8 protein-coding genes are annotated in these 13,417 nt (G+C 54.8%); 4 read left to right on the top strand and 4 right to left on the bottom strand.

What is annotated here, in order from left to right; translation table 11 throughout:
* The first annotated feature begins 166 nt into the window (after positions 1-166).
* Positions 167-1,492 carry a 3-deoxy-D-manno-octulosonic acid transferase gene (locus Pla100_RS28310; protein ID WP_146582408.1) on the top strand — a complete coding sequence of 442 codons (1,326 nt, stop codon included), beginning with the start codon at positions 167-169 and terminating at the stop codon, positions 1,490-1,492.
* A gap of 218 nt (positions 1,493-1,710) precedes the next feature.
* Positions 1,711-4,473 carry a leucine-rich repeat domain-containing protein gene (locus tag Pla100_RS28305; protein ID WP_146582406.1) on the top strand — a complete coding sequence of 921 codons (2,763 nt, stop codon included), beginning with the start codon at positions 1,711-1,713 and terminating at the stop codon, positions 4,471-4,473.
* 57 nt (positions 4,474-4,530) lie between these two features.
* Here Pla100_RS28305 and Pla100_RS28300 read toward each other — a convergent pair whose 3' ends face one another.
* From Pla100_RS28300 to Pla100_RS28285, 4 genes are read right to left on the bottom strand one after another with little or no spacing between them, the layout of a single operon-like run.
* Positions 4,531-7,524 carry a protein kinase domain-containing protein gene (locus Pla100_RS28300; RefSeq protein WP_146582404.1) on the bottom strand — a complete coding sequence of 998 codons (2,994 nt, stop codon included), beginning with the start codon at positions 7,522-7,524 and terminating at the stop codon, positions 4,531-4,533.
* Entirely contained in the window at positions 7,511-8,170 is a 660-nt protein-coding gene (locus Pla100_RS28295; protein ID WP_146582402.1) for an ECF-type sigma factor, read from the bottom strand. Before Pla100_RS28295 ends, Pla100_RS28300 begins: the two co-directional genes overlap by 14 nt.
* A 4-nt stretch (positions 8,171-8,174) precedes the next feature.
* A complete protein-coding gene (gene ygfZ / locus Pla100_RS28290; RefSeq protein WP_231603729.1) occupies positions 8,175-9,287 on the bottom strand; it encodes a CAF17-like 4Fe-4S cluster assembly/insertion protein YgfZ in 1,113 nt (370 codons plus the stop codon).
* 2 nt (positions 9,288-9,289) lie between these two features.
* Complete coding sequence (locus Pla100_RS28285) at positions 9,290-10,396, bottom strand: LOG family protein (RefSeq protein WP_146582398.1); 1,107 nt, start codon at positions 10,394-10,396, stop codon at positions 9,290-9,292.
* 319 nt (positions 10,397-10,715) lie between these two features.
* Here Pla100_RS28285 and Pla100_RS28280 point away from each other — a divergent pair, with 319 nt between their 5' ends.
* On the top strand, positions 10,716-11,339 hold the full coding sequence (locus tag Pla100_RS28280; protein WP_146582396.1) for a hypothetical protein: 624 nt from the start codon (positions 10,716-10,718) through the stop codon (positions 11,337-11,339).
* Positions 11,340-13,160 (top strand): DEAD/DEAH box helicase, encoded by a 1,821-nt coding sequence (locus Pla100_RS28275; RefSeq protein WP_146582394.1) that lies wholly within the window; start codon positions 11,340-11,342, stop codon positions 13,158-13,160.
* Positions 13,161-13,417 lie beyond the last annotated feature (257 nt).

Genomic DNA, 13,417 nt, shown 5'->3' with positions numbered 1-13,417 from the left:
ATTTAATCAACAGCCCGCTAACGCGGTACGGTCAATAATATCAACTTGCCGGCGAGTAAGTAGCACTGCTTTTTGATAGACCACAGGGCGACAGATGAATTGTCGGGGATGTAAGTCCCCGGATAACGCGACAAGAAACTACCTTCCCTATTCAAACGGAACACGGATGTTCTTCAATTTCCTTTACCTGACGGCCTTGTTGGCTTTATCGCCGGTCATCCTGTATCGCTCACTTCGACATGGACGTTACCGCCGCGGTCGCTTCGAAAAAGTCTTTGGACTTTCAAAATCACGCGGAGCGGCGCTGCGTGGAGATGCGTGGAAGACGGTCTGGGTTCATGCCGTCAGTGTCGGTGAAGTGAACTTGTTGCTCGAGCTAGTCAAACGGCTCGAATCTCAGTCAGGAAAGATATCGATCGTCGTCAGCACGTCGACCGATACGGGATACGACCTAGCTTGCCAGTACTTTGGTGCCGACCGTGTCTTCTTTGCGCCTTTGGATTTCACATGGGCGGTCAAGCGAACGATCCGGAATCTCAAATGCAACCAGCTGATTCTGGCCGAACTGGAGCTTTGGCCCAACCTCATTGCAACGGCGGCTTCGCTCCGAATCCCGGTGTGCGTCGTCAACGGGCGATTGAGCGAAAGAAGTGCCGCCGGTTATCTGAGATTTTCTCGCTGGCTTGCGCCGGCATTCTCGCGTTTGACTGCGGTTGGTTGCCAAGACACCGCCACTGCGGATCGATTCGTGCGGTGCGGCGCCGATTCAGATAAAGTGCATGTGACCGGATCACTGAAATTCGACAACGCCCCTCATTCGAGAGATACGCCTGACGTGATCGAACGTTCCGATTGGGCCGGCATTGATCCGTGGCTTCGCGTTTGGTGCTTTGGAAGTTCTCAGGCAGGCGAGGAAGAGATCGCGTTGGACGTTTACCACCGATTGCGTCCGCGACATCCCGAGTTGCGGTTGATCCTGGTGCCACGGCATCCGGAGAGATTTGACGCCGTTGCCGACCTGATTCAGGCACGCGGCGATCGTGTTTTGCGTCGAAGTTACGACAATGATCAGTGCAGTGACACGTGGGACAATGACGAAGTCATCTTGATCGATACGGTGGGTGAACTTCGCCATTGGTGGGGCGTTGCTCAGATCGCGACCGTCGGAGGAAGTTTCGGCGATCGTGGCGGCCAGAATATGCTCGAGCCAGCCGGATACGGATGTGCCACATCGTTCGGTCCAAACACCAAAAACTTCGATTTGATCGCCAACCAACTCATCGACGCCGATGCTGCCGTGCGAGTCCAGAACGCAGAAGCCCTTGAAACCTTCGTGTGCCGCTGCCTCACCGACATTCCTTCCGCCGATACCCTTGGACGCCATGCTCAAGAACTCGTCCGGTTGCACCGCGGTGCTTATGATCGCACGATGGAAATGTTAGGCGGTGTCCAAACGTTCCAATCAACGACGCCGCTACGCCGGGCTGCGTAGTGTCCACTTGCCGCACTGTACACCAAAGTTGGTGGAGGATGTCTATCTGCCCTAGGTAGGTTTCTCGGGTTGAGTCCTCACCGCGTACCGCGACTTGGTTAAAAATTCGCAAACGCGATGGGTTCCTGTCCCCCTGGATCTGTTAAACTTGTCCTCCGTATGGGGGCCCGCTGAGCTCACTTGCATCTTTTCTTTGACAGATCAACGAGTATCAAGCCATGGAAACGTCAGTCGAGTCTCGCCGATTGATTGTGTGTTGTGCTGTGTTTGCGGCCGCTGTCGGAGCCGTGATTCTGATGTTGAATGTTCCGACCCAAATTGTTCGGATTCATTCTCGAGAACTTGGGTCGTCGATGATTTCCCACGAGTTTTACGCAGCGAGCATGTCGACTCCGATCGAGAAGGCCGGTTGGCCGATGACCTATCGGATCCGGTTTCTCTCTTCAGACGGCACTTACGCACCTGAAGCTCAGACGCCGGCTCAAACGTTGTATTTCTCGTGGTTTCGGTTAGTCGTCAATGGTTTATTTGGTTTGGTAGCGATGGGATTTGTGGCGTGGTTCACCCGCACACGGCATTGTCATATCCATCGTTCCGCCAATCCCAATCAGATCCGACGCCTCTACGACTTCGCCACTGCATCGTGTTGCTTTGCCGTGCCCGCCATCATCTTCTTGGTTTCGGCAGCAGCATCGAAACGTCATTGCGATTTTGCCAAACGTCTGGTTGTTTTCGGGCAGTGTACTCTGGCCGCTGAAGTTCCCAGTTGGATGGCAGGTCGAATTCCGAAAGCATTATCGGAAAAATTTATGCGGATTACCGATGTGGGGTTGGTGGGGCCTGACAACGCAATTCTTGAAGAACTAGCGTTCGTGGACACGCTTCGTTCGGTTCGTATCCATCGAGCAGACCTGAACGCAAACAACTTGCTCTTTCTGAGTCGATCGAAAACGATATCCAATCTAGCGATTTCATACTGTCGGTTTGATTCACTTGCGATTGATCGAATCTCGAGCATGAACCAGCTTCGATGGTTATCGCTGCATGGTTGCCCTTTGGATAACGACGATTTGAATTCATTGAACAGCCTAACGTGTCTTGAAGGCGCGGACTTGTCGCGAACTGGGATTCGGCTAAGTGAGTTTGTTCAACCGGGGTGGGCAAACTCGATCCGGCACTTGAGGTTGTCACGTCCGGCATCAAACAATTCAGATCGCCTCAAGGTGGTTGGATGGACCAAATTGACAGAGTTGAGCGTTCAGGATTTCGAACAGCAACTCAACGACGAAACATTGACGCTCGAGCTTGCCGATTGTCCCAGTCTTACCAGTTTACATCTCGACCGATGGCAGAAACATGCCTTGATTGCCACCAATCTTCCATTGTTCCGAAGCATTTACGAACCCGTTGAATTTGTCTTGGGCGGCCAAGCGAACCAATCTCTACCGAGTATGACCCGGTGGCAAAAATTGGAACTAAGTAACCTTGCGAGCCTGTCTTTACTTGAATGCCAGGCGGGTGATTTGGAGTCCATTCGGTTATCAGGAATGCCACAATTGCGATCGATCTCATTAGGTAGCAATCAGGTGAACCAGCGAGAGCAAGAATCGCGAGAGGGAGTTTTGAAGGAAGGCGCCAATGCGGATCGCTGTGGGAAAATTTTTGTCAACGCTATCAGCCAACTCGATTCGATCAACGAAGTCAGAATCAAGGACGTTCGATTAGATCGAGACGACATCAAGAACCTTTGCCGGATTCCCTATCTGCACGAACTGCATTGTGTCAACACTCAATTAAGCGAATCAGATTTGGCCGAATTGGAGACAAAGGAATCATTGCAGCTACTTGACCTTGGCGAATTACCCATTTCACAACAGCGGCTCACCAATCTGGTGAAACTTCCACAACTCAAAACGATTCGGGCGAACCTTTCTCAGGTCGAAGAGTTGCAAATCGTTCGAGATAAACGAATCGAAAGTCTAGAGACCCGCCCATTACGTCATTTGCGGACGCTCGAATTGACTGACCTGCCAAGGTATTGCGGTGGTGTTGTGATTCAAAACCAAGTCGAACGATTGCATTTAAACTCGGTTCCGCTGTTGCGAGAACTGATCATAGAGTGCCCTTGGCCGAACGATTATTCACTTGAAGGTGTTGACGGTCTCCTGCGGTTTGCGGCAGGCGGGACGAACCTTCGCGACTCCCTGATCGATCAGCTTGCGAAGTGTCGTGAACTGGATCAGTTGTCGCTCGCCTATCCTCAGATTTCGCGAGACAAACTCAAGCGGATCGGTGCAATGAAGCAGCTCACTTCATTGGAAGTGCCCGGCTGCCTGATCGATGATGAGGTGGTTTCCACGTGGAACGAACTTACACGTCTGCGTCGAGTTTGTTTCGATGATACCGCGATCGGAGCGGATACGATCCGTTGGTTGTCCACTCAGGAAAGCCTTCGCTCGGTCAGTCTGAATCATTTGAGACTCGACGAGAATGCTCAGGCCGCGATTGCTAGTCTTATCCAAATATCAGACCTTTCCTTGGTTCAGACTGAATGGAGTGATGAAGCGTTTGCCCAATTCCTCCCGAGTCGCTCGATCGAGATATTGAATCTTTCAGAAACGAGAATCAGCGGAGCCAAACTCGACGCAATCGCTCGTTCGAACACGTTGAGGTACTGCGTATTCAATGACTGCGGGCTGTCGCCCACGGAGATCCGACGGCTTCTCGATGAGCAGCCTCGGCTGCACATCGAAATCAATAACAAACAGGAACTCCCACTGCAATTGTGGGCAACGTCGGTCGTCGATCGCATTCACGATGCATCAACCAGTGATCGTTGGTCCCACCGATTCGGCCAGCAGTATCGATCGACGATTCAATCAGTCGATCATCATCTCGATTCGGAAATACCCCAATTTGATAGCCAGTTGGTTGGCCGTCCGTTTTCGCTTGCATTGTTTCGCAAGCAGCCCAGCATTTGATGCTTATCTTGGGATGTCAAAAAGCCGGGGGATGATCCGGTTTGTATCGTCGTTCGCTCAACCAATCCGTAGCATTGGGAATCTTTCGATAGCCTGTTCGAGCAACGTCATCGACGACAATGCGGGGTGTTTGCACAAAACAATTGGCAGCATTGGCAATTGAGCGGCCGCTAAACGCGACAAGAGCTGATCAGCAGGCTCGCGGACGGTGAGATCCTTTCGGCGAATCTGTAGGATGGCAGCGTTGAGTGCGGCACCAAACGGTCCGTAAGGAAGATCATGCAAGCGGGTCTCACGCGCGGCATAGTATCCGGACGGCTCGTCATTTGAACGCCAAGGCAAATCAGGGTCGATCTTGGCTGCGGCTGCGAAGTCTTCGCTCTGTTCATAGAGATCGATCAACAGACCTCTTGCGAATGTCTGGCCACTTTGTGATGTCTCACTTCTTAGCATTTCCATCGCCGCCTGGAGGGCGCGGCTCGGATATCCGCGAAACCAGTCCGCACGAGCCACGTCTACCTTCAGGAATCGTGACGCCGGATGCAGTCCGCTCGCCCTCCGCAATAATTGAATACCCTCTGCTTCGGCAAATTGAATCATCTTCATCCAGCCTCCCTGATGCTGGATCTGCCAATGGCTGGGGAATCGACGAGTCAGTCGGTCAAGCGACTCGTCGGCGACCCCGAAGTCGCCGAGAACCTGGTAGTCCAGCATCGCTCGCGACAAAATCGCATCGGGATTGTCGGCATCGAGCGATAGCGCCCTCGCTGTTGCGTCCTGCGAAAGTGCAATCAATTCACCAACTCTTGCACCGGATGCGCGTGAAGCCAGTGTGATTGCGGTCAATCCCAAACCGGCATGGGCTTGGGCGTAGTTGAAGTCGACGGAAATGGCGTGCTCGAAGCATTTCAGCGCCATGCTGAGCCCTTCAACCGAATCAGGATCGGATCGAACCCGCCCTTTGATCAAACACGTGAAAGCCTCGGGTTGGTTCAGATTCTCGGTGTCTGGATTGCTCGTTAACTCTTGACCGACCAAATCTGCTAAACGATGCGCCAACACCGATTGCTCGATCAAGTTTCCGCCTGCCGACGTCGCGACGGTAAGCGCTTCGATCAACTTTCCAGTCTTACCGGATACGATTTCCAGGGTTACTTTCAAGATTGATCTCGATTCGGGAGACGTCGAATCGTTTGGCGGAGCGGCCAACGTGTAAGTGCCCGTGACGATCGCGTCGACTTCGAGCAGCTTGGCAGCCGCTTGAAATTCAGCGGGTAAACTGGCGGTCATCGGTACAAACTTTGGCACGGTGAATCCGTCGATTCGGCTGAGTTCGTTCACTAGCAATCCGGATAGTAACTCGCCTGTGTCGAAGTCGCGGCCGCCCGCGGGCGTTGGTGTGACGGAGGAATCGGACACACTACCCGAACGCGAGGCGACTGAACCGGCTTCTTGAAACGACAGAACGCCGATCGAGCGAATCCTGGCCAATTGTCCCGCCGAGCCTCGCGGCCAAATCGTTACGCCTAAGCCACCACCGACGATGGCTCCGACGCCCATTTCGATCAATCTCCGTCGACTGATGACGAACTCGCCCCGCGTTGCATTGGTCCGGCGTTCAGATCGGGGGGGCTTCCTACCTGAGAAGGTCGATACGTCGTCGACGGTTAAGCACTTGACCACTTCGGGTGCCGTCGGACGCCGGGTTGGATCCTTAGCGAGCATTCGCAAAATCAATTCGGTCAACTCGGGATCGTCGCGTCGACGCATCGGGTCCGGGATCGGATCATCTTCCAGGACCGCCGTGAAGCGCTGTGTTGCCGTTGATCCTTCGAACGCGGGTCGACCAAACATCACCTCATAGAGAACGCATCCCAATGCAAACACGTCGGTTGCCGGCGTAATCAAGCCACCGCGCGCCTGTTCGGGTGCCATGTACCCGGGCGTTCCTAAAATCGCACCGACGCGGGTAGCCGAGTCAACCGATGGCGATCGGGAGGTGTCGCCTTGAGAAGAACTCGCCGATGTTCTTTGGTCACCGCTACCCCGCTCGGCGGCAATCAGTTCGCTCATCGATCGTGGCCGTGCTGGGTTGGTCAACCCTTCGAACTCGGTCAATTGTGGTTCCGTTCTCGCTTGGCCGATTCTCGACAGCCCGAAATCGAAGAGTTTCAGGCTGCCGCCAGCCGGGGCGACCGCACCCGAGGAAAGCGATGTCGCGATTACCATCACGTTCTCGGGCTTCAAATCGCGGTGAATGACTCCGCTTTGATGCGCCGTCGCGAGTGCTTGGGCCAACTGCAAGCCCCATCGACGAGCCTGTTGTGGATCGACGGAGCGATTGCCTTCGCCGCGACTCGCTGCATTGTTTCGCAAGTACTCGAACAGTGTTTTGCCGCGAAGATGCTCCATCACCGCATAAGGTAATCCTTCAAAAACGCCGACGTCGAATAGTTCGACGATGTGCGGGTGGGACAAACCGGCAACGGCCTTCGCTTCGCGTTGAAATCGCTCAACCAGGGACGTCGATTGATGGCCGCCGATGGACAGCATCTTGATCGCGACGGAGCGATCCAAACGAGTATCCGTTGCGCGATAGACGATTCCCATGCCGCCACGTCCCAGGACGCTCGTCAATAAGTAGGGCCCCATCTTGGTGCCCAAGGCTGGCAAGCCGTCAGCGATTAACTCGGAATCGGAAACGGCCGTCGCGGGACTTCGTGGCGTTGTCAAAGGGCGGGCGTTTTCGCTGCTTGCGGCAATGACTTCGGTCACGGCGTGACGTCCTGCCAATTCGCTTTCGACTTCCGCGCGGATCGCTTGCAATTCGGTTCGCAACAAAGCGGCGTGCTCGCCGCCGTACCGATTGACCAATGAATCGATATCGATGGAGGTTGCCTTGGCGTCCAAACGCGGCGTCGGGTCGGCTGAACCGGTCGGATCCGTTGAGGCACGACTTGATTGCAACGAATCGCGAAGCTTCGATTCGAAATCTAGGCAAACCGCATCGAGTCGGGCAAGTTCCCGAGCTGGCAGATCACTCAGTTTCATCGTCGCCTTCCTCGGCATCGCGGCGTTCGGACCACGTTTTGCGAATCAATTGCAATCGTCGCTCGACGGCGCGTTTACTTAGTTGCAACCGATCCGCAATTTCGTCGACTAGGTATCCGTCCATTCTCATCACTGCAATCTCGCGTAATTGTGCGTCGGGAAGTTCGTCTAGCAGACTCTCGCATGCTTCGGCGAGCTCCGCCTGCAGGTCGGGACGGATCACTTCCCGCCCGCCTGCCCGATGAGAGCCGCCGAGTTGTTCCAAACCTGCTTGGTTTGCCGAGCCGGTGCTGTCTAGGAATACAGATTCACCACGAACATTCCCCCCACCCCGTTTTTGGCGGGTTTGTTTTCTCAAGTGAGCGTTCACCTTTCGACTGGTCAACGTGATCAGCAAACCCCACAAATTATCCGGGCCTTCCAAGTCGGGAAATTGATTGCGTTGGATACCGGCAATGAAACTATGAAAGGCTGACAATGCGATGTCTTCTTCGTCCGCAGTTCGCTTGAGGTTCTTGGGCAGCCGAGTCCCGGCGAGCCGCACGAGCGGCTGAAAGTACCGCTCCCACAAAATGGCCGTCGCTTCGTCGTCTCCGTCACGAACCTTTTCGAGCATTTCGGCGAACTGTTCTAGCGACAAGTCCATCGCGTTAAACTCCTTGGTCAGTGGCTAGCGGTACGATCGTCGCATTAAATTCAACATCACCCACGATCCCGGTGGCCATCGAACCCGGGGCAAAATGGCTCCGCCGGGCGTAACCGAGGGCCAGGGCCGCAGCGCCGCCCGCGATGCCCTCAGGTACCAGCGACGGCGGCAGCAAGTTTCGCAAGGAATCATCGAATCGAGCGATGCTGGTCAGACGGCCTACCGGTTTCTCGCCCCCGGCGAATAGTTTCGCATCCGGCTGTGGAAGAGGAGCGTCGGGGGGAAGATCGATCGACCAGGCCATAAGCATTTTTTGCACCTGACCGAGTGCGTCCAATCGGGCAACCGTTTCTTGGCCCAAATAACACCCTTTCGTGAATGAAATCGTTTGTCGCTCCCGTCCGACTTCCTGAGGCAGATGCGAATCGTCCAGGTCGATTCCGTACCAGGGGAAACCAGCGGCGACCCGCAACGCGTGAAAGATCGCGACGGCTGATTCGCCATTGATCAATCGTACGTTGTCCGCATCGGCAATCACGCCCGCCTGTGCAAAGGCGTCCAAGATCGCGTCCATGTGCACCTTTGCTTCGATCGGTATCAACAGTAAGCGCGCGAGTTGTCCGTCGGCGGATTTCGCCCAGGGAACGACATAGCTGCTCACTTCTACGCCTTCGACGACGACCGAGCGGCGAGATAGCTCCGGTGCAGTAGACGGTTGCGAAACCCCAGCCATCAACCAACCTTGATATCGACCATCCATGATCGTCGGAACCGCGTCTTCGCGAATCGTGTAGCGATCCGCGTGGCCGGCGATCGTTTCGGATTGACTTGCCCTGACGGGGTCGTCATTGCTGGGGCTATCACCGGACGGTCCAGCCCCTATCAATCGAAATCCGGTCGACGTTCGAAACGCCAGCACGTGCCCTAAACATTTGCCTTTCACATTTGTGATAAACGTTTCGATACCAACGCCGGGATTATCTTCCGATTCAAGGTCGAGAGTTTTGACTTGATTCGTCGTTAGATTATGCAGGATCGCAGTCGCGTCATTGCCGTCGAGATCCAAAATTGCCAGCGGCGGCAATCGCAACAGTATCCCATTGGGGTGAGCGGGCACATTCATTTTTCGGACAGAATCGGAGTCGTGGATGGAATGGTAGTCAACGGATGCCCGTTGATCTGATTGATCAGCATTCTCAGTCTGCCCAGTGCCCGGCGGTTAAAGTAAAACACCAAACGCGGCATGTGAGCCAACTCGGTTTCGCTGGCCTCTTCGGGTAACGCGCTGGTTTGCTCGAACTTACCCTTTGATACGATGTCAACGAAATCATCTTGAATCTTATCGAGCACTTCCTGCGAAAGTGGTTTACGCATACGCAGCACCAGCTTGTCTCGCACGTATCGCAGTGAGTGATACACATCGTAGAACTGCAACAGTTCATCAACCGCTTCGTCGACCGAGTTGGTGATCTTGTATAACGCGGCATCCTCGGGACTGATCATCCCGTTCTTGAGCAACTGGTTTTTGAAGAATTCTCCCAGGTCGCTCCAGTAGCTTCCCTCGGGATGGTCCAGGAACACCAACGGGATCATCGTTTGCTTGCCCGTCTGCAACAGCGTGAGCGTTTCAAGGGCTTCATCGAGCGTGCCGAATCCACCGGGCAAACATACGACGCCACTGCATTCTTTGACAAACATCAATTTGCGAGTGAAGAAGTACTTCAGTGTGACCAGTTTGGGATCATTATCGATGTATTCGTTGGCCCCCTGTTCGAACGGTAACATGATGTTTAGCCCCATCGACGCATCGCGTCCGGCGCCCTTGTGTCCGGCCTCCATGATGCCGCCGCCGGCACCGGTGATGACCATCCATCCGTGCGCGGCCATGCGTCTGCCCAGGTCCACCGCACTTTGATAGTCCGGTTGGTCCGGCGCGGTTCGGGCGGAACCAAAGATCGTCACCTTTCGCCGCTTTCGGTAGGGACGAAAGACTTCAAACGCGTACCGCAGTTCTCTCAACGTCCGCGACAGAATCTTCAAATCACCGCGAGCGGTGTCGTTCTTTTCCAGCCGATCGATCGTGTGGCGCATGACCTGATAAAGGTCCTGGGAATCGATCCGCGAAATCGGCTCATCGGCCGGTTGGGGGCGAAACAGTTCATCTTCCCCGATCGCTTCATTGGGTAGGTTCTCGTTGGCCTGCGGCGAGTCGGGGGGATGGGTCATGGATGCTCCTTCATATTTCACAAAAATCTTGAAAATTGGTTCGCAAGTGGTTCGCCCACCGATTCTAGCGTTATCGGATGCTCAACCACAGACGCGGCAGGCGAGCGGGGAGTTTGCCGGTAGCGCAGACTGTTCGAACTACGCCCGTTGCGACTGCCTGGATTCGCGAAAAACATGACTTTCATCGCGTTTTTTGTGGACATTTGATTTGGCAATCTGCGTTCAAGTTATGCCGAAAGTGAAGCCGAAATGGGTTGAGTATCGATGAGAACGGATTCTCATCAGAGCGATTTTCACGACCGGGGATAACTAAACGTCAATGGCATCGAGCAAGGACGCAGCGACCATCGGATACTTCACCGCCGTGCAATCGGATCGCACCGGTTGGACGGGCGGACTCCTGATCCTCAACGGCTCCGGACGCCCGCTGGAGTTTCAATGCACGCTACCGATCCGGCCCAGTCGCGCCCATGAGATCCTGTTCGGCGACAGTCTGCGTGAACATCTCATCAGTGAAGTCATCGGGCCGACCTTGTTGCAAAAATCTCGCACGCCGATCTCGCTGTTGTGCTGCCAGCAGATCGAAGGGTTGGCTCTGCAAGACAACCTGCCTAACCCTCCAAGTCCCGCGACCACATCATCCGGAACAACCGGTCCGTCGGGCATCATCGGCGCAACTGGCACAACCGGTAATCTCAATGGCGTTACGGTCGTCGGATTCATTCGCAACGAAGAGGATGCGTTGTCCGGCCGCCGAATCGATCTGTCAGGTTACGAGTCGCTGTCGTTGGGCAGTGCCACGTTGCTGGTCGCGATGGAGCGACTCGTCGAAGCCCAAGAAGCCATTGGCAAGTTGAACGAACTGGTCGATGCGATGGAGCCATTCGAGCGCATTACCGAAGCGATCCGTGAAGCCCAAAGCCAAATGGCGAGGGCTGCTTGAATGTGGTTTCGTTCACAAGCTGAGTCAACGCCCGCCAACACGAATCGGGCTTCGGCGACGTCATTGACGTGCGAGATTGATCCGACGATGAGCTGGTCGTTGTGCTCGGATCTGAAATTGGAGACTTGTACGCTATCGTTGTCTCCACTTCAAACGACTCGCGTGCCGATCAAAGTTCCACCCCTGCGGGCGACCGCCAACGGTTTTCTGTTTCCCGAATCCGCCTCTTGGTTACCGAAGGTCGATGCGAGCGTGAGGCCCGCAGTTGCCGGGCGAATCGGTGAAGCCGACGGCGTATCGAAAGTGAATAAGCCCAAGCGACGAATCGGCAAGCACGCGCGGATCAAGCCGCCCAACGACATCGTTAAGTTGCAAGACCGATTGTATTACTTGTTGCAACCGCCTTTGGATTTGCTCGTCGGCAGTGGCCAGTTGAGTTTTCCATTCGAACCGTTTCCCTACCAGCTCGACGGGATCGCGTTTCTGTTCCCGCGTTACGCTTGCGTGCTCGCCGACGAGATGGGATTGGGTAAGACGATGCAGGCGATCAGCACGATGCGAATGCTACTTTGCAGCGGTGAGCTACGCAGTATTCTGCTCGTGTGCCCGAAACCGCTGGTTAGTAACTGGATCCGTGAGTTCAGCGTCTGGGCTCCTGAAATTCCGGTCTCGGCGATTGAGGGAAACGCGGCCAAACGCGAGTTCCAATGGCGTGCACCGGAGTTTCCCGTTAAGATCGCCAACTATGAATTGTTGATGCGGGACAAAGAGATCGTTTTGGAGGGCGGATTGCATTTCGACTTGGTCGCCCTTGATGAAGCACAGCGGATCAAAAATTCCAACAACACGACCAGCGAGATCGTCAAAGCGATCCCTCGTACCCGCTCGTGGGCATTGACCGGAACGCCCGTCGAAAATTCGCCCGATGATTTGGTCGGTATCTTCGATTTCCTCTCGCCCGGGTATTTGACCGCCGGGATGCCGATGCCTCAGATGGCCAAGGCGGCTGGCGATTACATTCTGCGTCGAACCAAAGACATGGTTCTCGACGACATGCCGCCTAAGTTGTTCCGCGATGCCGATGTTGACTTGACCCCGGAACAATGGCAACGTTACGAAGAGGCCGAGAGCGAAGGCATCGTGCACTTGGAAGAACTCGAGGAGTCGTTAACAATTCAACACGTCTTCGAACTCGTCTTGCGGCTGAAACAGATCTGCAACTTCGATCCTGTTACCGGAGCCAGTGCCAAGTTGCAGCGACTCGAAGCGGACATGGAAGAGGTCGCCGCGAGCGGTCACAAAGCGATCCTGTTCAGCCAATGGACAAAAACCATTGACAAGATGAAGCCGGCTCTCGCGAGATTCAACCCGCTGGAATATCACGGCAAGATCCCGCACAAACAACGCGAACAGGTCATCGACCGATTCAAGAACGATCCCGACTCTCGCATCATCTTGATGAGTTACGGTGCCGGTAGTGTTGGGCTGAATCTGCAGTTTTGTCGATACGTGTTCCTGTTTGATCGTTGGTGGAATCCCGCGATCGAAGACCAAGCGATCAATCGCGCGCACCGCATCGGAGCGGCAGGCAGTGTGACGGTCACACGGATGATGGCGGCGGGCACGATCGAGCAACGCATCGCTGCGGTGCTCGATCAAAAGCGAGAAATGTTCGACGCGCTCTTTGCGCCGCAAACGAGCAACGAAGTCGGGATCAAACCGGCCAGCAATAGCCCGCTGACGCGAACCGCCGGGCTAACTAGGGACGAAATCTTCGGTTTGTTCGACCTGCGAGCCCCTGGCGGTAAGAAAGTCGCCTAATCCTAAACCGACACGGTTCACTTCAATTTCCCTGTCGGCCGCTCGTGTTCGACGGTGTGTCCAAGATTAAGTTTTGGCTTGATCTGTTGCGCATCAGCGACTTGGCTCGATCGGTTTGATTGATCCCGCCGATCGATTCTTGCCGCGGGCTCATGAAGACGGAGGTGGGGGGGTGCATATGACGCTTGCGGGTTGTTTCTGGATGGTAGCTAGCGAGGGTCATGCAAGACCGACGGTCTGTAACGCTTAAATAGCAT

This window comes from Neorhodopirellula pilleata, from assembly GCF_007859915.1.
Classification (GTDB): Bacteria; Planctomycetota; Planctomycetia; order Pirellulales; family Pirellulaceae; genus Rhodopirellula; species Rhodopirellula pilleata.
The sequence above is the reverse complement of the archived record's forward strand: the minus strand, read 5'-3'. Positions and strand labels throughout refer to the sequence as shown.

Excerpts from the sequence above, each read along its gene's own strand:
- Pla100_RS28310 (WP_146582408.1), top strand. The coding sequence starts at position 167 with ATGTTCTTCAATTTCCTTTACCTGACGGCCTTGTTGGCTTTATCGCCG.
- Pla100_RS28305 (WP_146582406.1), top strand. The coding sequence starts at position 1,711 with ATGGAAACGTCAGTCGAGTCTCGCCGATTGATTGTGTGTTGTGCTGTG.
- Pla100_RS28300 (WP_146582404.1), bottom strand. The coding sequence starts at position 7,524 with ATGAAACTGAGTGATCTGCCAGCTCGGGAACTTGCCCGACTCGATGCG.
- Pla100_RS28295 (WP_146582402.1), bottom strand. The coding sequence starts at position 8,170 with ATGGACTTGTCGCTAGAACAGTTCGCCGAAATGCTCGAAAAGGTTCGT.
- Pla100_RS28285 (WP_146582398.1), bottom strand. The coding sequence starts at position 10,396 with ATGACCCATCCCCCCGACTCGCCGCAGGCCAACGAGAACCTACCCAAT.
- Pla100_RS28280 (WP_146582396.1), top strand. The coding sequence starts at position 10,716 with ATGGCATCGAGCAAGGACGCAGCGACCATCGGATACTTCACCGCCGTG.
- Pla100_RS28275 (WP_146582394.1), top strand. The coding sequence starts at position 11,340 with ATGTGGTTTCGTTCACAAGCTGAGTCAACGCCCGCCAACACGAATCGG.